General features: G+C 63.8%; 19 protein-coding genes. 15 read left to right on the forward strand and 4 right to left on the reverse strand.

What is annotated here, in order from left to right; genetic code table 11:
* Window positions 1–6: 6 nt before the first annotated feature.
* The 6 genes from NDY25_RS13575 (at window position 7) to sctC (ending at window position 5,970) form a co-directional block, all read left to right on the forward strand.
* Window positions 7–636, forward strand: coding sequence for a type III secretion protein HrpB4 (locus tag NDY25_RS13575; RefSeq protein WP_168958103.1), 630 nt, complete (start codon window positions 7–9; stop codon window positions 634–636).
* The gene (gene sctL / locus NDY25_RS13580) at window positions 621–1,322 is read left to right on the forward strand and encodes a type III secretion system stator protein SctL (protein WP_168958102.1); all 702 of its coding nucleotides are present in this window, start codon (window positions 621–623) and stop codon (window positions 1,320–1,322) included. Before NDY25_RS13575 ends, sctL begins: the two co-directional genes overlap by 16 nt.
* A complete protein-coding gene (sctN, locus tag NDY25_RS13585; protein ID WP_168958101.1) occupies window positions 1,312–2,640 on the forward strand; it encodes a type III secretion system ATPase SctN in 1,329 nt (442 codons plus the stop codon). The genes sctL and sctN overlap by 11 nt, the downstream gene beginning before the upstream one ends.
* A complete protein-coding gene (locus NDY25_RS13590; protein ID WP_168958100.1) occupies window positions 2,633–3,142 on the forward strand; it encodes a type III secretion protein HrpB7 in 510 nt (169 codons plus the stop codon). The genes sctN and NDY25_RS13590 overlap by 8 nt, the downstream gene beginning before the upstream one ends.
* The gene (gene sctT / locus NDY25_RS13595) at window positions 3,139–3,969 is read left to right on the forward strand and encodes a type III secretion system export apparatus subunit SctT (protein WP_104550810.1); all 831 of its coding nucleotides are present in this window, start codon (window positions 3,139–3,141) and stop codon (window positions 3,967–3,969) included. Before NDY25_RS13590 ends, sctT begins: the two co-directional genes overlap by 4 nt.
* Before the next feature lie 180 nt (window positions 3,970–4,149).
* On the forward strand, window positions 4,150–5,970 hold the full coding sequence (gene sctC, locus NDY25_RS13600; protein WP_168958099.1) for a type III secretion system outer membrane ring subunit SctC: 1,821 nt from the start codon (window positions 4,150–4,152) through the stop codon (window positions 5,968–5,970).
* Here the strand turns inward: sctC and xopA are convergent.
* Complete coding sequence (xopA, locus tag NDY25_RS13605) at window positions 5,897–6,394, reverse strand: XopA/Hpa1 family type III secretion system protein (protein ID WP_256627498.1); 498 nt, start codon at window positions 6,392–6,394, stop codon at window positions 5,897–5,899. The genes sctC and xopA overlap by 74 nt on opposite strands.
* Window positions 6,395–6,859: 465 nt before the next feature.
* Between xopA and NDY25_RS13610 the strand changes: the two genes are divergently transcribed.
* Window positions 6,860–7,342 (forward strand): lytic transglycosylase domain-containing protein, encoded by a 483-nt coding sequence (locus tag NDY25_RS13610; protein ID WP_225970192.1) that lies wholly within the window; start codon window positions 6,860–6,862, stop codon window positions 7,340–7,342.
* 96 nt (window positions 7,343–7,438) lie between these two features.
* On the opposite strand, the gene NDY25_RS13615 is transcribed toward NDY25_RS13610, so the two are convergent.
* Window positions 7,439–9,040, reverse strand: a complete 1,602-nt coding sequence (locus NDY25_RS13615; RefSeq protein ID WP_233366442.1) for a hypothetical protein — start codon at window positions 9,038–9,040, stop codon at window positions 7,439–7,441.
* 628 nt (window positions 9,041–9,668) lie between these two features.
* Window positions 9,669–11,249 (reverse strand): thioredoxin family protein, encoded by a 1,581-nt coding sequence (locus NDY25_RS13620; RefSeq protein ID WP_168958097.1) that lies wholly within the window; start codon window positions 11,247–11,249, stop codon window positions 9,669–9,671.
* Between the two features lie 426 nt (window positions 11,250–11,675).
* Here NDY25_RS13620 and NDY25_RS13625 point away from each other — a divergent pair, with 426 nt between their 5' ends.
* The 6 genes from NDY25_RS13625 to NDY25_RS13650 all read left to right on the forward strand — a co-directional run bounded on the left by NDY25_RS13625 (window position 11,676) and on the right by NDY25_RS13650 (window position 18,033).
* The gene (locus tag NDY25_RS13625) at window positions 11,676–13,469 is read left to right on the forward strand and encodes a methyl-accepting chemotaxis protein (RefSeq protein ID WP_168958096.1); all 1,794 of its coding nucleotides are present in this window, start codon (window positions 11,676–11,678) and stop codon (window positions 13,467–13,469) included.
* Between the two features lie 340 nt (window positions 13,470–13,809).
* Window positions 13,810–14,388, forward strand: coding sequence for an anthranilate synthase component II (locus NDY25_RS13630; RefSeq protein WP_074058404.1), 579 nt, complete (start codon window positions 13,810–13,812; stop codon window positions 14,386–14,388).
* A gap of 169 nt (window positions 14,389–14,557) precedes the next feature.
* The gene (locus NDY25_RS13635) at window positions 14,558–15,190 is read left to right on the forward strand and encodes a flavin reductase family protein (RefSeq protein ID WP_168958095.1); all 633 of its coding nucleotides are present in this window, start codon (window positions 14,558–14,560) and stop codon (window positions 15,188–15,190) included.
* A 116-nt stretch (window positions 15,191–15,306) separates the two neighbouring features.
* On the forward strand, window positions 15,307–16,344 hold the full coding sequence (gene trpD / locus NDY25_RS13640; RefSeq protein WP_168958094.1) for an anthranilate phosphoribosyltransferase: 1,038 nt from the start codon (window positions 15,307–15,309) through the stop codon (window positions 16,342–16,344).
* Between the two features lie 182 nt (window positions 16,345–16,526).
* Window positions 16,527–17,324 (forward strand): indole-3-glycerol phosphate synthase TrpC, encoded by a 798-nt coding sequence (gene trpC, locus NDY25_RS13645; RefSeq protein ID WP_168958093.1) that lies wholly within the window; start codon window positions 16,527–16,529, stop codon window positions 17,322–17,324.
* Window positions 17,317–18,033, forward strand: a complete 717-nt coding sequence (locus tag NDY25_RS13650) for a haloacid dehalogenase-like hydrolase (RefSeq protein WP_168958092.1) — start codon at window positions 17,317–17,319, stop codon at window positions 18,031–18,033. Before trpC ends, NDY25_RS13650 begins: the two co-directional genes overlap by 8 nt.
* 349 nt (window positions 18,034–18,382) lie before the next feature.
* On the opposite strand, the gene crp is transcribed toward NDY25_RS13650, so the two are convergent.
* Window positions 18,383–19,075, reverse strand: coding sequence for a cAMP-activated global transcriptional regulator CRP (gene crp / locus NDY25_RS13655; RefSeq protein WP_023902393.1), 693 nt, complete (start codon window positions 19,073–19,075; stop codon window positions 18,383–18,385).
* 137 nt (window positions 19,076–19,212) lie between these two features.
* Here crp and speD point away from each other — a divergent pair, with 137 nt between their 5' ends.
* On the forward strand, window positions 19,213–20,007 hold the full coding sequence (gene speD / locus NDY25_RS13660) for an adenosylmethionine decarboxylase (RefSeq protein WP_006451012.1): 795 nt from the start codon (window positions 19,213–19,215) through the stop codon (window positions 20,005–20,007).
* A gap of 152 nt (window positions 20,008–20,159) precedes the next feature.
* Window positions 20,160–20,471 (forward strand): DMT family transporter, encoded by a 312-nt coding sequence (locus NDY25_RS13665; RefSeq protein ID WP_168958091.1) that lies wholly within the window; start codon window positions 20,160–20,162, stop codon window positions 20,469–20,471.
* Window positions 20,472–20,479: the final 8 nt, after the last annotated feature.

A 20,479-nucleotide genomic window follows, 5' to 3' on the forward strand; every position in this document is an offset into this window, starting at 1 on the left:
CGGCGGATGGACAAGGCACGCATCGACAACGCGGCACTGTGGCTTCAGCGATGGACGGCGGCCGTGTCCGTGCTGGCGCAATCGCTGGATGCAGAGCGGGTGGCGCACTGGCTGGGTCCGGTCGCTGCGTTGGGCTGGGAACGGGCACCGGCGCGGGCCCGTGTGCGCGTGATCCAGGCCTGGTCGGGATGCTCGCGCATGCAGGTTTCGGCGCTGGATCCGCTGGCCAATCGGCTGGTCGTGCTCGCGCCGGATCTGCTCGCCAAGGTGTTGATGAGCCGCGCAGTGTTTTCGCGCGCACTGGCGCTGCGCCGCTGTATCGAGCGCGAGCGCCTGACCTGGTTCGAGCAGTGGGTGGGGCCGGCGGTGCTTGAGCATGTGCGCCATCGCGCAGTCACCGGCATGACAATGCCGCTGTTGCCGCGCGATGCCGAGCACGCGGCATGGATCGGCGATGGCTGGCGTCGAATGGAGGCCGATGGTGCCTGGCCAGACCCCTGCATCGCCAAGGTGCTGGCGCTGTCCTTGCCGTTGGGTGCTGCCAAGGTGGCGCCCATCGCGGCAGATGGCGCGAGCGATGCGTTTCTGCAGGCGCTGCCTACCTTGTTGCCGGAGCTGCCATGCGTCTTTGGCTGAGGTCCACCCCGGAGGCAGTCGGCCTGGACTGCGAGGTCATCCCACGCGAGGCCTTGGCCTGTGTGCTGGAACTGGACGCAGCGACTGCACAGGTGCACGCGCGGTGCGCGCAGACGCTGGCGGACGCCCAGACGCGTGCGCAGGCGCTGATCGACGACGCCCAACAACAGGCCGAGACGATCCTCCAGGATGCCCAGGACAAGGCCGAGCGCAGTGCACGCCTGGGCTATGCCGCCGGGCTGCGCCGTCAGCTCGATGCGTGGAACGAGCGCGGCGTGCGGCATGCCTTCGCGGCCGAGGACGCCGCGCAGCGCGCCCGCGCACGTCTGGCCGAGATCGTCGCGCACGCCTGCGAACAGGTCCTCCACGGGCACGACCCCGCTGCGCTGTACGCGCGCGCCGCACAGGCGCTGGACGGCGCCCTGGACGAGGCGAAAGCCCTGCGGGTGAGCGTGCATCCCGATGCGCTGGACGACGCACGGCGCGCCTTCGATGCGGCCGCCGCAGCCGCAGGCTGGGCCATGCCGGTGGAACTGTGCGGCGATGCGACGCTGGCCTTGGGTGCCTGCGTGTGCGAATGGGATACCGGCGTGTTTGAGACCGATCTGCGCGATCAGCTGGGCAGCCTCCAGCGGGTCATCCGCCGCGTGCTGGCCGCGCCACAGGCGGTGCCGGATGTCTGCTGAGATGCCGGTGCTGGAGGCAACGCTCGAGCGCGAACTGGCTGCGCTGGCCTTCGGTCGTCGCTACGGCAAGGTGGTCGAGGTGATCGGCACCATGCTCAAGGTCGCCGGGGTGCAGGTCAGCCTGGGCGAGGTGTGCGAGTTGCGCCAGCGCGACGGCACGCTGTTGCAACGTGCCGAGGTGGTGGGCTTCAGCCGCCATCTCGCCTTGCTGGCGCCGTTTGGCGAGCTGGTGGGCCTGTCGCGCGAGACGCGCGTGATCGGATTGGGGCGCCCCTTGGCGGTGCCGGTCGGGGAGGCGCTGCTGGGGCGCGTGCTTGATGGCCTGGGTGAGCCGGCGGACGGCCAGGGGCCGCTCGCCGGCGACGGCTGGGTGCAGATCCAGGCACAGGCGCCGGATCCGATGCGCCGGCGCCTGATCGAACAGCCGCTACCGACCGGTGTGCGCATCGTCGATGGCCTGATGACGCTGGGCGAAGGCCAGCGCATGGGCATTTTCGCCGCAGCCGGCGTGGGCAAGAGCACCTTGATGGGGATGTTCGCGCGCGGCACCCAGTGCGACGTCAACGTGATCGTGCTGATCGGCGAGCGCGGGCGCGAAGTGCGTGAATTCATCGAGATGATTCTTGGCCCAGACGGTCTGGCGCGCAGCGTGGTGGTGTGCGCGACTTCCGATCGCTCCTCCATCGAGCGCGCCAAGGCCGCCTATGTCGGCACCGCCATCGCCGAATATTTTCGCGATCAGGGCATGCGCGTTCTGCTGATGATGGACTCGCTGACACGCTTTGCCCGCGCGCAACGCGAGATCGGTCTGGCCGCCGGCGAGCCCCCCACACGGCGCGGCTTCCCGCCGTCAGTGTTTGCCGAGTTGCCACGCCTGCTCGAACGTGCCGGCATGGGCGAGACGGGCTCGATCACCGCGTTTTACACCGTGCTGGCCGAAGACGACACCGGCAGCGATCCGATCGCCGAAGAGGTGCGCGGCATCCTGGATGGCCATCTGATTCTGTCGCGTGAGATCGCCGCCAAGAACCAGTACCCGGCCATCGATGTGCTGGGGAGCCTGAGCCGGGTGATGAGCCAGATCGTGTCTGCCGAGCAACGCCAGTACGCCGGCCAGCTGCGGCGCCTGCTGGCCAAGTACAACGAAGTGGAGACCTTGCTGCAGGTCGGCGAGTACCGCCAGGGCAGCGATGCGGTCGCCGACGAGGCGATCGCCAGGATCGACGCGATTCGCGACTTCCTCAGCCAGTCCACCGATCAGCTCAGCGACTATGACGCCACCCTGGAGCAGCTTGCCGGCGTGATCGACGATGCGTGAGCGTGCCGGCACCTGGGCTACGTTGCAGCAGTTGAAGACGCGCCGTTACCAGCGGATGCAGGAGCGCCTGAGCGACTGCAGGCGGGCGCTCGAGCAGTGCGACCGTGAGCGCGCCAGTTGCAGTCAGGAGGCCAACGCCTGCACCACGCGCCTGGACGCGTTCGATACCACGCTGGCAGACAAGGCCGGCGCGGGTGAGCCGATCGGCATCGAGGCGATCCTGCAGCACCAGCGCTTCCGCACGGTGCTGGAAGAGCGCTGCCGCGCCGCAGAGCAGGCGCTGGTCGCAGCGACGCAGGCGTTGCAGAGCGCACGCGATGAGGCCGCAACAGTGCAACAGACAGTGAGCAAGCTGCAGGCGCAGGCGGATGTGTACGCGGAAAACGCCGCCCGCGCGCAGCGTGCCTGGCAAGCCCAACGCGAAGCGGCCGAAGAGGAAGACGCGATCGACGCCTTGCTCGGGCTGCGGTTGCATCGTGCCGCGCGCGGAGTGGGGCAATGAACGACACCGCCACCGCACTGCTGGCGCTGTCATCCCAGGGCGTGTCGCTGCTGACCCTGCTAGCGCTATGCGGGGTGCGCGTGTTCGTGATGTTTTTCGTGCTGCCGGCAACGGCGCAGGACAGCCTTCCCGGAATGGCGCGCAACGGTGTGGTGTATGTGCTCAGTTCGTTCATCGCCTACGGACAACCGGCCGATGCGCTGGCCAGAATCGAAGCGACCGGCCTGGTCGGGCTGGTGTTCAAGGAAGCCTTCCTCGGCCTGCTGATCGGGTTTGCCGCATCCACGGTGTTCTGGGTTGCCGAGAGTGTGGGCCTGCTCATCGACGATGTGTCCGGCTACAACAACGTGCAGATGACCAACCCGCTGAGCGGTGAGCAGAGCACGCCGGTCTCCACGGTGTTGATGCAGTTGGCGATCGTGTCCTTCTACGCGCTGGGCGGCATGCTGATGCTGCTGGGTGCGCTGTTCGAATCGTTTCGCTGGTGGCCGCTGAGCCAGCTCACGCCGGACATGGGCGCGGTCGCCGAGTCCTTCGTCATCCAGCAGACCGACGGCATGATGACCGCAATCGTCAAGCTGGCCGCACCGTTGATGCTGGTACTGGTGCTGGTGGATCTGGCCATCGGCTTTGTGGCGCGCGCCGCCGACAAGCTGGAACCTTCGAATCTGAGTCAACCGATCCGTGGGGTATTGGCGCTGCTGCTGCTGGCATTGTTGACCAGCGTGTTCATCGCGCAATCCGGTGACGCTCTCGGCTTCCTCCATTTCCAGCAGCAGTTGCACGATGCCGCGAACGTTGGCGGCAAGGGGGGCGCAGCGAATTGATCATTGTTGAGACATCGCCTGCCGTGCGCTGCCTACACTGAATCGCACGCGCCCTCGATGTGCTGCTCGACGCTGCAGTACGCAGCACGGCGCTGCATCCGGCACGCAATTCCCAGCCGACGCCTGCCTGTCAGGCGTCGCCCTATCGACTTCTTTCACTTGCCTCGCAGAGGGAACGCCATGGCATACGCCTGTCCTCCAGTTCACCGCCATCGACGTGCGCCATTGGCCGCCGCGTTGCTATTGAGCCTGCTGCCGCTGCTGCCGCCGCATGCCGATGCTGCGCAGGTGCCGTGGCATTCGCGCAGCTTCAAATACGTCGCCGATCACAAGGATCTCAAGGAAGTGCTGCGCGACCTGTCCGCCAGCCAATCCATCACCACCTGGATTTCACCGGAAGTGACCGGCACGCTCAGTGGCAAGTTCGAGGCCAGCCCGCAGAAATTCCTCGACGATCTGTCTGCGACATTCGGCTTCGTCTGGTATTACGACGGTGCCGTGCTCAGGATCTGGGGCGCCAACGAAACCAAGAATGCAACCTTGAATCTGGGCGCCGCGTCGACCAGTGCGCTGCGCGATGCGCTTGCGCGCATGCGGCTGGACGATCCGCGTTTTCCGGTCCGTTACGACGAGGCGGCGCACGTGGCGGTGGTGTCCGGCCCGCCGGGTTATGTGGATACCGTCACCGCAATCGCCAAGCAGGTCGAGCAGGGCGCACGCCAACGCGACGCCACCGAAGTGCAGGTATTTCAGCTGCATTACGCGCAGGCGGCCGATCACAGCACCCGCATCGGTGGGCAGGATGTCCAGGTGCCGGGCATGGCCAGCCTGTTGCGCAGCATGTACGGCGTGCGTGGCGCGCCCACGGCGGCGCTGCCCGGGCCGGGTGCGAATTTCGGGCGGGTGCAACCGATCGGCGGTGGCTCGTCCAACACCTTCGGCAACCCTGGTCAGGGTCAGAATGGCGGTGGCGGCAACACCGGCATTCTCGGATTGCCTGCGTCGTGGTTCGGCGGTGCCTCGCCGTCCGATCGCGTGCCGGTCAGCCCGCCGTTGCCGGGCAGTGGCGCCAATGCGCCGGCCAGCGTGTGGCCGGAGATGAGCCAGGCCCGCCGCGATGCGCCGCTGGCGGTGGACGCCGGCAGCGGCGGCGAGCAGGCTTCCGACGCGCCGGTGATCGAAGCCGACCCGCGCACCAACGCCATTCTCATCCGCGACCGCCCCGAGCGCATGGCCGCCTATGGCACCTTGATCCAGCAGCTCGACAACCGCCCCAAGTTGCTGCAGATCGATGCCACCATCATCGAGATCCGCGACGGTGCCATGCAGGATCTCGGCGTGGACTGGCGGTTCCACAGCCGGCGTGTGGATGTGCAGACCGGCGACGGGCGTGGTGGCCAGCTTGGCTACGATGGCAGCTTGAGCGGTGCAGCAGCAGCGGGTGCAACCGCGCCGTTGGGCGGCACGTTGACCGCTGTCCTTGGCGATGCAGGGCGTTACCTGATGACGCGCGTCTCGGCGCTCGAGCAGACCGACAAGGCCAAGATCGTGTCCACCCCGCAGGTGGCGACGCTGGACAACGTGGAAGCGGTGATGGATCACAAGCAACAGGCATTCGTGCGTGTCAGCGGTTACGCAGCCGCAGACCTCTACAACTTGTCCGCAGGTGTGTCGCTACGCGTATTGCCGAGTGTGGTGCCGGGCTCGCCAAACGGACAGATGCGCCTGGATGTGCGTATCGAAGACGGGCAGTTGGGCGCCAATACCGTCGATGGCATTCCCGTCATCACCTCCAGCGAGATCACCACCCAGGCATTCGTCAACGAGGGCCAGAGCCTGCTGATCGCCGGGTATGCCCAGGATACCGATCAGACCGATCTGAACAAGGTTCCCGGGCTGTCCAAGATTCCCCTGGTCGGCAACCTGTTCAAGCATCGCCAAAAGAGTGGCTCGCGGCTGCAGCGGTTGTTCTTGCTGACCCCGCATATCGTCTCACCCTGAACAACGCTTCGGGGTGTAGCCGATGCTGTGAGAACGTGCAGGCTGCCGCGTGGCGCGGCAGCCTGCACGCATTGCCAATCAGGCGTTGCCGCCCAGGCTGCTGTTGACCGAACCGCCCACCGCCCATGCCGGCGCCGCCCTGGTTCTGCATCAGCTGCATCACGATCTGCATCAGCATCTGCGTCAACGGACTCAGGCCTTCCTGTTGACCGTTCTGCGGTTGTTCGTTGCCACACTCCTGATTTGCATCGCTGCCCTGGCTCTGTTGCAGCATCATCATGATGAACATGGCGAGCAACTGATCCAGCTGCTGCTCGGAGCCAGCCGAAGGCGACTGCTGGCTGGAGTCCTCGTGTTGCTGAGGCCCGATGCCCATCGTCTGCAGGTTGCCGATATTCGAAAAGTTGTTTCCGATAGAGTCCATGGTGATTCCCGTCTCATGTGGTTGAACTGGATACATCGCGGATTGCCGGAAGCTGCAACGGCAAGATCGCAACGGGGACGCTGCGCTGCCCCGAGCGCAAAGTAGAAGAGGCAACGGCGATGCATCTGCCAGGATGCGAAGGTGCGCTTTTGCTTGCGAACGTGACTGCGTAAAACGCGGGAAAAACCCTGGAAAACAGCTGTGTTGCAACGCTGCGTGTTGTGATTTCGTTTACGTCATAGACGCTTCGTGCAGCGTGTGCATGCGGATGCACAGCACCGTTATGGTGTCGGGATCGAGCGGAGCGTCGGACCAACCGGGGGTGTGCGTCCACTCCGCTACGTTGCTGGAATGAACGACGATCAGGTGACAGACATGAAAGAGACCGATACGCCGACCACGTGTGCGTCTGTGCACGGCACGGATGTCTGGCGTCAACTGTGTTGTGCCACGCTCTCGAGAAACATGCGCGTAGGCGCGCGATGGTGCGCGCTCCAGCCCAGGCATGCTGCCGCTCCTCGGCGACGCGTGTTGATTGCGGCGGCGTTGCTGTGCGCCGCACCGCTCGCACGCGCAGACTGTTTTGAAGAAGCCGCCGGCTATCAACATGTCAATCCATGGGTGCTGCGTGCCATTGCGTGGCAGGAATCACGTGGCCGTGCCGACGCGATCCATCGCAACAACAACGGCACGATCGATTATGGAAAGATGCAGATCAATTCGATCCATCTGCGGCGCCTTTCCAGTTACGGCATCTCCAGGGACGCGTTGATGCAGCCGTGCGTCAGCGTGTATGTCGCCGCCTGGCGGCTGCGCGAGATGACTAATAAATATGGAAATACCTGGGCCGCTGTGGGCGCCTATCATTCCGAAACGCCCGCCGAGCGCGATAAATATGCGCATGCCATCCACGCGATTCTGACCAAGCGCGGCGTGGTTGCCGAGTAACGCTGCTGTGATCGCGGGAGCGCGTGTGGTGTAGCACATGGCATCAAGCCAGCCGCGCCCGCCTGGTGGCGGGCGCGGTGGTTTTGATCGCTTTGCTTACTCAACCTGCGAGCGAGGCGCCTCGGCTGCGCGAACGGCCGCCTCGGCTTGCCAGGTGGCGCCGATGGTCTTGTATTGCATGCCGGCGACCACGCCGGACACCGTATTGGAGAGCAATCCGCTGCGTGTGGGCGACAACCCGAGCCACGCGCCAATCATGTTGATGGCGGTACCAAGCGCGATATTGGAATTGATGGCGGCCGTGCGTGCGACCGAATGATCCATGACCCGCTCATAATCCTCGCGCTTGCCCTTCCACTCGGGTTCCCAGATCTGCTGCGTCCCGGCTTCTTCGGCTTCGTGCTGGGTGACGTTGATCCAGTCCAGCGTCTCCAGGCCGACATTCAAGGCGGTGTTTACCGCCGATTGACGCAAGATGACGCTGGTCGCCTCGCCTTGGGTGAAAGGCGAGTGCAGGCCGGCCCAGCGTTGCCGGGCCGCTGCAAAGTCCGGCGATGCCAGCTCGTTGGATGCCAAATTGGTCAGGACGTTGGCCATGCCGTAAAACCTGCCGGCGCTGGTGATATGCGGATCGCTGATGCCGCCATTGGAGCGGTTGGGGTCGCGCATTCCCACCATCTTGAAGGTTGCCTGGATGGTGTCGCGGGCTGCAGCATAGGCGGCGATCTTCAGATCGCTGGCCAGCAGCCTGGCCGCCATCTCCGGTTGGCCCGCTGACTTGCCGGCCGCACCCACGGCGATGTTGCTCACGATGCCGGCCAGCGCGAGCCGGGTGACCAGATCCGAGTAATGTTGCTGCTCGGCTTTCTTGTGAGTGCGTTCGTCGTCGGACAATGCATCCCACTGTTCGAGACTGAGATTGTGGAAGCCTCGCGCAGCCGCGTCTGGATTGCGGTTCTCGCGGTTGCTTCGCAGCGTATGCAGCGCCATCTGCAGCGTGCCGGAGACTGCCTGCATGGCGACGACCGCTTCGGGCGGAAGCTGGCGAAGAACGGCAAACAACCCTTCGCCCAGCAACTCACGCGCGAAGGTAGTCGGTCCCACCGAGCTGGCCTGGTGCACCAGATGCCCCAGCGCAGCGCCCAGGTATTGCTTGTCGACACTGATCGGCAGGACGCCGCGCGCTGCAGCCGCCACTGCGGCGGCGGTCGGTCCAAGGACGGTGCGTACGCCACGCGCTGCGCCGGTTCCGATCGATGCAGCCAGCGCGCCCAGCCGCTCGGCGGTTGTGCTTGTGCTGGCTGCTGCCGCAGGTGCGGTGGTCGTTGCAGGTGTGTGCACCGGCGGGGCCGGTTGTTCGTGAAAGATTGGAGGCGTATCGGATGGTTCCAGGAAATTTCTGGTGCTGTGGAAGCGCTCGCTGCTGCTCTCTTCGTCGTGCAGCATCGACGCGTCCGCGGCATGCAGCAGCGGGCTCTCACCGGTGTGCTGGTTTCTGTCGGCAGCGCTGGCAGATCCTGTGTTGCGTTCCGGGTTGTCGCGTCGTCGGGACGATCTGGGAGCCAGGCGCGACAGTGCAGGGTTCGCCGCAGGTGTGGGCGTCTGGTTGCGCTGCTCTAGTGGCGGCATTTCGATCACAGGCTCTGCATTCGTCGATTGCGCTGGCTGGGAAGCACTGGCTGAAGGGATCTTCGTCACGGCATGTCCTCGCTGTGGTGGGAAAGGCGGCGTGCTGCCGCCCGGGCTTGCAGGGCTGCTGACGTGCGGCGTTGACGGCCGGCACATCGTTCGACGGACGCATGGCGTTGCCAGCCTCGATTGCAGCGCCGGGGTCGCTGGTGGCCGGGCGACGCGTCGATCGACGCGACAACGCGCTCCACGTGCGGCACGCAGACACGGTCTGGCGCACGTGCCGTCATCAACGGTCCGGGCAAATACAGTGCGAATTACTCAGCGTGCAATCGAAGTGCTCAGGTGTGCCCTGGCATTCATGGCCACCTTGTGTGGCATGCGTCATCGTCGTCAGTGACTCGAAAATGCCATCAAGCCGGAGACGCGCAACGCTTCAATTGCGAAATGATCATTCCCCAACGGAATATGTCATTCGTTGTGCGGATGAAATGTGTCTGCTGTTGGGCGTGTCTTCGTCTACCCGAAGACAGCGTCGTGCGCGCAGCGACGACCACACTTGAGACGCGGCCTGGTTCGGGCAAGCAGCCCAGCCAGCTCAAGCAGTGATTTGGGGATCAGGTCGCGAAGCTGGTCGGTCGAGGTCCAATCGATGCACACGGCATAACGCCCGGCCATTCGGCCGGGCGTTTTCCTTTCAGCTCAGCCAGCTGCTGCACCCGCTGCTGTTCTTGCTGTCGCAACTGGCCTGCATTTTCTGCTGCAGCCGCGCCAGCACCGCGCTGCCTTCCCGATGATGCCGCGTGCTCCAAGTCTTGAGCGAAGTACCAAGCGCCTTGAGGTTTTGAAGGTTACGTCGACCGTATCGATCCGGCTGGCCTGCCAACTCGCCGATCACCTGTGCAGTGGCAGATTCGATGGCAGCGGTGTCCTGGGGGCTGAGCCGGATCACCCCATTGGCATACCGCAGCGCCGACTCCACACGCATGACGGGGCCTTGGGAACCTTCGTAGGACTTTTTCAACCACGTCAGCGCTGTCTTGGGATCGTTGCGTTTTTCGGCCAGATCGGCGAGGAACTGCATGTAGTGATAGGGCGTTTTGCTGCGTGTCAGTTCGCCCAGCAGCAGTTGTTCTGCACCGGCGGTATCGCCTGTATCGTCCAGTAGTCCCGCGGCTCCGGTGATGACGGACTGTCGTTCTTCATCGGTCTTGGCCGTCTGCACCGCCCATTGCACGCGCTGGCGAACGGTGTCGAGCACCGCTGCCGGCAGCGGCGGTTGCGGCTTCTTTGGCTCGCTACCCGGGGTTTGACCCTGTGCCAGGCGAGCGAGATCGATCTGCGTGGAGGCGGTGATCATCCGGTCCACGATCGGCAGGGTGGCGTCGGCATAGACCTTGTCCAGCGCCTGATTCAGCGCCAAGGACAGCGCCGCGCGCTCGCCTGGGTCGCTGGTGGACGCCACCACCAGGCGTGGGGCAAAACGACTCAGCTCGGTGCGGTTTGCGCGCACCTCCGACGGATCGGCCAAAACCGCCTTCAGCAATGCCAGGTGCGCCGGGCTGGCAACCGGTGGCGTTGTTGCGATGGACAGCGCCAGCAGCGCGAACCTGCGCTGCAGCGCAGGCTGGGGTGCCGAGGCGGCCAAATGCGCAAGCACATCGCTTGCACTGCGCGTTTTCGACGGCTCGCGCGCCATGCCCCACCACTCGTAGCCGGCCAGCAAGGTCCAGTCGTCTGCGCGCAATTCCTTCGGGGTCTTCAACGCCCGGTCGAGCAACTGCTCCGAGGTCATGGTCTGCGTGGCAGCCACCTGTAACGCGTCGGCCAGGCGGGCATTGTCGCTGTAGCCGGCCAGGCGCGTGATCAGGCTGCGATCCGAGCGCAGCACGATGATGGTTGGATACCCCTTGACGTTGAATTGATCGCCCCACTTCTGTGCATCTGCAAGGTCCACGTCCAGATGCACCGCCACGAATTTGCGCGTCAATTCGATAAAGGCGGGATCCTTGAACAAGGTGGCCTGAAGCTGGTTGCACGGTGGGCACCAGACGGCGCCCCAATACAACATGAGCGGCTTGCCGCTTGCCTTGGCCTCGGCGAACGCGCCATCAACGTCGCCCTCGCGCCAGGCAATGCCGGCGTTGGCAGGAGTGGCCGCCGATTTGGTCTGTGCAGGCGGCGCTGGTGTGTCCGGCTTGCCGCAGCCGATCAGGGTTGCCAGCACGGCCAACAGCGCGATCGAGGACGACGCAGGGCGTTGGAACGACAGCTTCATGGGAATCACCGGACAAGAGCAGAGGAGGATCGAATGACCGAACGCGCGGCGTTGCGCCGACGACCGATGACGCCACCATCTTTGTAGCCCTGCCGCCAGCCTGGCGGCGTGGTTGGATGCGAAATGGTGTTGGCGCCAGCGCAGCGGTACGAATCAACGTCTCGATGTCGCCGATGAGCGGCAGCGCAAGATCCGATTGCTTCAACGCATTCCACGGCCAAGACGGACGTTGTATCTCGTGGGTAAGGCTTCTCCATGGAACGGCCCACGCAATCTTTCGCTGATGCCGTGACAGCGACGCGCTACACGGAAGTTGGTTGTTACCTGAACGGCACGGCAGCCGCATCGCCCTTACCTAATTCTGGCCTCAAGAAATGCCGATCACTGCCGTTAGCGCCAGTTCCTAACCAAACGGCAGAGGTCGCCATGTTTTTCTCCGACGGTCACAAGGTCGAGGCGTTGACCAAGGCGATTGAAGCCACGTTGCAGGGTGGCCCCGCGCAGTGGCCGAGCAACGGTCCCGCCCTGCTTCTCAAGAAGATGGCAGAGCGCTTGTGTGCCGCCCAACAGGAGCGTGACCTGGCGAAAGTCCAGGCGGCTGATGCGGCGGCTGCACTGCGTCAACTGGAAGGACGCTTTGAACTGGTTGCCAACAGCACCACAGACGGCCTTTGGGATATCGGCGTCATCAATGGAGACCCCACGCATCCTGACAGCCCGGTGTGGTGGTCGCCCCAGATGCGTGCTCTTTTGGGCTTCTCCTCCGAGCAGGAGTTTCCGAATGTGCTGGACAGCTGGGTTGCCTGCCTGCACCCGGATGACAAGCAGCCGACGCTGGACGCCTTCGCGGCGCATCTTGCGGACAGCAGTGGCCGGACCCCCTATGACGTCGAGAACCGCCTGCGTCTGAAGTCGGGCCAATACCGCTGGTTCCGTGCATTCGGCACCACCGAGCGCGACGCGCAAAGCTTGCCGCTTCGGGTGGCGGGTGCGCTCACCGACATCACCGAGCGCCGTGACCGAGAGCAGTTTCTCGACATCACACTGACGCGCTTTGAGCTCGGCTCGCAGATGCTGAGCGATGGCTTGTGGGACATGAGTGTCATCGCCGGTGACCCGATCAATCCCAGCAACGAGTTCTGGTGGTCACAGCAGTTCCGCCACTTGCTGGGCTTTGAGTCCGAGCAAGAATTTCCCAATGTATTGGACAGCTGGGCGTCGCGGCTTCATCCGGAAGACAAGACGCGGTCGTTGAACGCCTTCGCGGCGCATTTGAACGACCGCAGTGGCCGCACCAACTTCGATATCGAGTACCGCCTGCAGCTCAAGAACGGCCAGTATCGGTGGTTCCGGGCGCGCGGCCTGACCAAACGTGCAGCAGACGGCACCCCGCTGCGCGGGGTGGGCGCGTTGATGGATGTGGAGGCCGGACGTCAGCTGGGCGAAGTGGCAAACACACTCAGCAACGCGGCAGGAGACATCGTGCGCAGCAACGATGACCTGTCGCGGCGCACCGAGCAGCAGGCAGCCGCGCTCGAGGAGACCGCAAGCTCCATGGAAGAAATGACCAGCATCGTGCGCAAGAATGCTGACGGCGCGCGCCAGGCCAATGCGCTTGCCAGTAGCGCCGCAGAGACGGCCCTGCGTGGTGGGCAATTGGTCAATGGTGTCGTCAGCACGATGTCAGCGATCCAGACATCGTCGCGGAAGATTGGGGAAATCATCACCGTCATCGACGGCATCGCGTTCCAGACCAATATCCTCGCCTTGAATGCAGCCGTGGAAGCGGCGCGTGCGGGAGAACAGGGGCGTGGGTTTGCGGTGGTGGCCTCCGAAGTGCGCAGCCTCGCTCAGCGCTGCACCACGGCCGCAAAGGAAATTCGCGATCTGATCGCCGATTCCGGCGCGAAGGTGGGGCAGGGGGCGGAGCAGGTCAACGTGGCGGGCAAAGCCATGGAGGAGCTGCTGGCGTCGGTAAAGCAAGTCAACGACATCATGGGTGAGATCGCGGCGGCCAGCCACGAGCAAAGTGCCGGGATCGAGCAGATCAATCAAACCATTGCCCAGATGGACGCAGCGACGCAGCAGAATTCAGTGCTGGTTGACACCATGGCATCGTCCGCCCGTGCACTCGAAGATCAAGCAACCGCATTGGTGGAGAGTGTTGAGAGCAGCTCACGCAGCATCCATGGAAAACCAGCGCTCGCATTGGTGGCCTGACACCTTGTGTCGCCCCAGCGCCGCCCTGCGACGTGCTGGTTTCACGAAGCAGGGCGGTGCATTGGGAAGCGGGCGTCAGACGGCGCTTGAGTGACGATATGGTCTGCGTCGGCGTATCAAGGCCGACTGCCTGCCGCGCTGGGCGCATGGCGGGAACTCACCTATGAGCGGGGGAAGCAAATCGCCCGGGAACGCAGCAGCAAGCCCGTGCGAAGATATGCTTTGGTGTTGCTCGCTCCCCAGTCGCTTGGGTACCACACAGGTTCGAGGGTGTCAGGGCGGGTATCAATGGACGGTTTCGGGCGATGTCCCGTTTAAAAACAAGAAGATAGGCCTGAAAATGTTACTGATGCTCGATAACTACGACAGCTTCACCTACAACCTCGTGCAGTACCTGCAGGCCCTGGGCGCGGAGGTCACGGTGGTGCGCAACGATGCGATGAGCGTCGATCAGATCGCCGCGCTCAAGCCGGAGCGCATCGTGATCTCGCCCGGTCCGCGCACGCCCAACGAGGCCGGTGTCTCGCTGCAGCTGATCGAGCAGCTGGGCCAGACCACGCCGATCCTGGGCGTCTGTCTGGGCCACCAGAGCATCGGTCAGGTCTATGGCGGCGATGTGATCCGCGCCGGCAACATCATGCATGGCAAGACCTCGCCGATCCGCCACCAGGGCAAGGGCGTGTTCGCCGGCCTGCCGGACAGCTACGAAGCCACGCGCTATCACTCGCTGGTGGTGGACAAGACCACCTTGCCCGAAGCGCTGGAAGTCACCGCCTGGACCGAGAATCCGGATGGCTCGGTGGAAGAGATCATGGGCCTGCGCCATCGCCAGTTTCCGGTCGAAGGCGTGCAGTTCCATCCCGAATCGATCCTGACCCAGCACGGTCATACCTTGCTGAAAAACTTCCTGGAGCGCTGACCGAAATGCGCACTGCGCACGTCGCCCGCGTCTATACGGCAGTTGTCGATGCAGTCTTCAGCAACGTCGATGCACCAGCTGCCCATGCGTGCGATGCCCGCAATCATCTGTCCTGCATGGCAGAGATGGTTCGCCGTTTCGTTTCTTCAACGTCTGCATCCGGATCACGATGAGCACCGCTAGCGACAACGTCCACTTCTACGAACCAAGCCAGGGCCACGGGCTGCCGCACGATCCGTTCAACGCCATCGTCGGCCCACGGCCGATCGGCTGGATCGGGTCGCGCAGCGCCGAGGGCATCGCCAATCTGGCGCCTTACAGCTTCTTCAACGCCTTCAACTACGTGCCGCCGATCGTCGGCTTTGCCAGCATCGGCCGCAAGGACAGCCTGCGCAACATCGAAGCCACCGGCGAATTCACCTGGAACCTGGCCACGCGTCCGTTGGCCGAGGCCATGAATGCCAGCGCGGCGATGGTGCCCTCGGAGGTGGACGAGTTCGCACTGGCCGGCTTGCAGATGGCAGCTTCGCGCCTGATTGATGCGCCGCGTGTGGCGGCAAGCCCGGTGAGTTTCGAATGTCGGCTCAGCCAGTTGCTGCCGCTGCAGAGCGCAAGCGGGCAGGCCATCGAAACCTGGCTGGTCCTGGGTGAAGTGGTGGGTGTGCATCTGGCGCACGCGGCGCTGCAGGACGGCATCTACGATCCTGCTGCAGTGCAGACGATCCTGCGCGCCGGCGGTGCCGCCGATTATTTCGAAGTGCAGGCCCAGGCGCGTTTCCGCATGCGGCGTCCCGGTCAATGAGCGTCGCCTGCAACGTCGCTGCATGGCATTGCATCGACGCTGGCATGTCTCTCCACGCCTGATCGATCCACAGTCCTCTCGTAGTTCTCCCACGTTTTTCCACGGTCCTTTCGTCCATGCCCATCACGCCGCAAGAAGCGCTGCAACGCACCATCGAACACCGCGAAATCTTCCATGACGAAATGGTCGAGTTGATGCGGCAGATCATGCGCGGCGAGGTCTCCGACATGATGGTCGCCGCCATCCTCACCGGGCTGCGGGTCAAGAAAGAGACCATCGGCGAGATCGCCGGTGCGGCTACGGTGATGCGCGAGTTCTCGCGCCGCGTGGAAGTGAGCGACCGCCAGCACATGGTCGACATCGTCGGCACCGGCGGCGATGGCTCGCACACCTTCAACATCTCCACCTGCGCGATGTTCGTGGCTGCCGCCGGTGGTGCCAAGGTCGCCAAGCACGGCAACCGCAGCGTCTCGTCAAAGTCCGGCAGTGCCGACGCGCTGGAAGCATTGGGCGCAGTGATCGAGCTGCAGCCCGAGCAGGTCGCCGCCTCGCTGGCGCAGACCGGCATCGGCTTCATGTACGCGCCGGTGCATCACCCGGCCATGAAGATGGTGGCGCCGGTACGTCGCGAGATGGGCGTGCGCACCATCTTCAACATTCTCGGCCCGCTCACCAACCCGGCGGGCTCGCCCAACATCCTGATGGGCGTGTTCCATCCGGATCTGGTCGGCATCCAGGCGCGCGTGCTGCAGGAGCTCGGCGCCGAGCGCGCGCTGGTGGTGTGGGGCCGCGATGGCATGGATGAACTCTCGCTCGGTGCCGGCACCTTGGTCGGCGAGCTACGCGATGGCCAGGTACGCGAGTACGAAGTGCATCCGGAAGATTTCGGCATCGCCATGTCGGCCAGCCGCAACCTCAAGGTGGCCGATGCTGCGCAATCGCGCACGATGCTGCTGCAGGTGCTGGACAACGTGCCCGGCCCGGCGCTGGATATCGTGGCGCTCAACGCCGGTGCGGCCTTGTATGTGGCCGGTGTCACCGACAGCATCGCCGCCGGCGTGGTGCGTGCGCGTGCGGTGCTGGCCGATGGTTCGGCGCGCGCCAAACTGGATGCCTATGTCGCCTTCACCCGTCAGGCTGCTACGCAGTCCTGATCCATGCAGTGTCCGCACTCCGCACGTCTGCGATGTCGGCACGCCGATGTGGCCTGCCCCGATAAAGCGGCAACCACTGGCCGGCATCGTCACGGTGCCGCTGGCATGCTGTGCACTGGCGTGCGGCCAGCTCAGTTGCGGCCGTGTTGACCGATAATGCACGCCCGCCAGGACCCGATACGATGAGCGATATCCTCAACACCATCCTTGCCCGCAAGGCCGAAGAAATCGCCGAGCGCAGTGCACGCGTGCCGCTGGCCGAGCTGATCGCCCGCAGCGCCGACCTGCCGCTCACACGCGGCTTTGCTGCCGCCATGCAGGCCAGCATCGCCGCCGGCGAGCCGGCTGTGATCGCCGAAGTCAAGAAGGCCAGCCCGTCCAAAGGCGTGATCCGGCCCGACTTTCATCCGGCCGATATCGCCGTCAGTTACGAGTTCGGCGGCGCCAGTTGCCTGTCGGTACTCACCGATGTGGATTTCTTCCAGGGCGCCGATGCGTATCTTCAACAGGCGCGCGAGGCCTGCACGCTGCCGGTGCTGCGCAAGGATTTCACTGTCGACCCCTATCAGGTCTACGAAGCGCGCGTGCTCGGTGCCGACTGCATCCTGCTGATCGTCTCGGCGCTGGAAGACGCGCAGCTGGCCGATCTGTCCGGCCTGGCCATGCAACTCGGTCTGGACGTGCTGGTAGAAGTGCACGACATCGACGAGCTCGAGCGCGCCGTGCAGGTGCCGGTGCCGCTGGTGGGCATCAACAACCGCAACCTGCGCACCTTCGAGGTCTCGCTGCAGACCACGCTGGACATGCGCGCCGCCGTGCCGCGCGATCGCATCCTGGTCACCGAGAGCGGCATCGTCACTCCGGCCGATGTGCAGTTGATGCGCAGCCACGATGTGAACGCGTTTCTGGTCGGCGAGACCTTCATGCGCGCGCCCGAACCCGGCGAGTCGCTGCGTCAGCTATTCTTTGCGCATGACTGAGTCGTATCCCGTACCGCGCGACGACGCCCCGCTGGTGGTCTTCGATTTCGACCACACGCTGTACGATGGCGATTCCGGCAGCCATCTGTTTGCCTGGCTGATCAAGCGCAACCCGTTGCGTCTGCTGGTGGCGTTGTTGGCTTCGCCAATTCTCGGCCCGATGGTGGCGATGCTGCCGACCCGCAGGCGCGGTGTCTCCGGCTATGTGTGGATCGCCACCTTCGGCCTGCATCGCACGCGCGAATTCAATCGCTTCATTGATGCGTACGTGCTCAAGCATGAAGCGCAGATCCGGCAGCGCTTGCTGCCGCATGCGTTGAAGGTCTTCACCGACCATCGCGCCGCAGGCGATCGGGTCGTGGTCGCCACCGGCGCACCGCCGGAACTGGCACGTGCGATTCTCGGCTTCGTCGCGCATCAGGACGTGCCGGTGATCGGCAGCCTGGTCGGCCCACGCCTGGGTGCGGTCACCGCGCGGCGCCACTGCCACAACGAAGAAAAGATGCGCATGCTGCGCGAGCGCGGCTATGCCGACATCGCCATCGCCTATTCGGACAGCACGGCCGATCTGCCGTTGTTGAAGGCCGCGCGCGCACCGGTGGTGGTCAACCCCAAAGCCAATCGCGAAGCACTGTTCCGCCAGGTGCTGCCCGCAGGCACACCGATCCTCAACTGGGGCTGCCGCGACCGCGGTGGCAAGGCGCTGTAGCGCCTGTTGTCAGAGACATATGCGCCTCAGGCAGCGCGTGCGGTCAGTGCGTAGTCAGGTGCGCAGTTGCGCAGTCCAGACAAGAAAAGTGCTTCGCCCAGTGAGCGCAATCCCGGTAAGCGCATTGGCGAGCTGATGCTCAAGTACCGATCAGTAAGTGATGGGCCTGAGCCCGCTGAAGGAGCGGGTGCAATGTACGCAGTCGGCTGCAGGGGAATGGCCGGCGATGCGCAGCACACGCCCGGCAATCGATAGCGGAAAGCGCCTGACTGCATCAGTCCGCATGTCTTGCGACATGCGGCTCAAACGGCGGTCGGTGCGATGTTGCATCAACCGCGACCACAACCGCTTAGCGCGTGCCGTACAGCACGACGGTCTTGCCGCGTGCATGCAACAGACCATCGGCTTGCAGTTTCTTGAGCACGCGCCCGGCCATTTCGCGCGAGCAACCCACCAGGCGTGCCAACTCCTGCCGTGAAACGCGCAGCTGGGTGCCTTGCGGATGGCTCATCGCTTCAGGCTCTTTGGACAGATCGTGCAGCGTACGCACGATGCGATCGGTCACGTCCAGGAACGCCAGGCGACTGGCTTTCCTTGTGGTATCGAGCAATCGCTTGGAGAGCTGAACGCCAATCGCGTACAGGATGCGGGGCGCATCGGGTGACAGACTGGTCTGGAACAGTTGCTGCAGCCGCTCGTAGCTGATTTCCGCCAGTTCGCATTGGGTGCGGGTGCGCAAGATCACCTCGCGCGTATCGGATTCGATGAACAACCCCATCTCGCCGACGAACTCGCCACTGCCGAAGTAACCCAGCACCAACTCACGATCGTCATCTTCCTCGGCGATGATGCTGACCGAGCCGCTGACAACGTAATAGAGGGTGCCGGCCGGGTCTCCTGGCCGGAACACATCGGTCCGGGTCGGATAGCGCCTGCGGTGGCTGTGCGCCAGAAAACGCTCAATCGTGCCAGCGTCCAGTGCCAGATAAGGGGTAGCGTTACGTACCGTCGTGGTGACAACCGTCGTGTTTCCTGGGTTCATGGTAGTTCCGCGTGTAATTCCTGAAGCTTAACGGCATGAGTCATGCAAGGTAAACCATTCTCAACGTCGGCATTTCGTTGCTGGGATCTTTGGCTCATAATTGACTCCTTTCCCGCCTTCCATAAGGACAGACCGACGTGGTCAAGCCGTTGCCTCGCCTGAGGCTACAGGGGTTCAACAACCTCACCAAGGCGTTGAGCTTCAACATCTACGACGTCTGTTATGCGCGTACCGAAGAGGAGCGTCAGCGCTACATCGAGTACATCGATGAGCAATACGACGCGGACCGTCTGACGCAGATCCTGACCGACGTGGCCGAGATCATTGGCGCCAACATCCTCAATATCGCACGTCAGGACTACGATCCGCAGGGCGCGTCGGTGACGATCCTCATCTCGGAAGAGCCCGTCATCGACAAAAAGCAGGCCGGCAAGGAGTTGATTCCTGAAGCCGTGGTTGCTCATATGGACAAGAGTCATATCACTGTCCATACATATCCCGAGACGCATCCGCAGGAAGGCATCGCGACATTCCGCGCCGATATCGACGTCGCCACGTGCGGTGTGATCTCGCCGTTGAAGGCGCTGAACTACCTGATCGAGAGTCTGGAATCGGACATCGTGATCATGGACTACCGTGTCCGTGGCTTCACCCGCGATGTGAAGGGCAAGAAGCACTACATCGACCACAAGATCAACTCGATCCAGCACTTCATGGCCAAGAACGTGAAGTCGCGTTACGAGATGTTCGACGTCAATGTCTATCAGGAAAATATCTTCCACACGAAGATGCACCTGAAGGATTTCGATCTCGATCAGTACCTGTTCGAAGAGCGCGCCAAGAACCTCTCGTTCAAGGAGCGCATGAAGATCGAAACGCTGTTGAAGCGTGAGATCGAAGAGCTGTTCCACGGGCGTAACCTGAGCGAATAAGCGCAGGATTCGACCTGTTGCGTGCTTGTTTGCAAGCGCGCGCAAGATGCAAGGCGGGACGGCCCGCCACGCGATGACCTCGCGTTCCACAGCCGACGGCGGCCCAGTGTGCAAACACTGGGTCGCTTTTTTTTCTAGTGAGGAGTGATGCGATGCCCTGGATCTATCTGTTGTTGGCCGGCCTGTTCGAAATCGGCTTTGCCATGGGCCTGAAGTACAGCGACGGTTTTACGCGCCTGTGGCCGACCGTGCTGACGGTCGGCCTGGCAGCCATCAGCCTGTGGTTGTTGACGCAGGCACTGAAGACCATCCCGGTGGGAACCGGTTACGCGATCTGGACCGGCATTGGCGCAGTCGGCGTCACCATCGCTGGCATCGCGTTGTTCGGCGATAGCGCGTCGTGGTCGCGACTGGCGTGCATCGGCCTGATCGTTGCCGGTGTGATTGGCTTGAAGCTCGCCTAAAACGAACC

It is taken from the genome of Xanthomonas hortorum pv. pelargonii (assembly GCF_024499015.1).
Classification (GTDB): domain Bacteria; phylum Pseudomonadota; class Gammaproteobacteria; order Xanthomonadales; family Xanthomonadaceae; genus Xanthomonas; species Xanthomonas hortorum_B.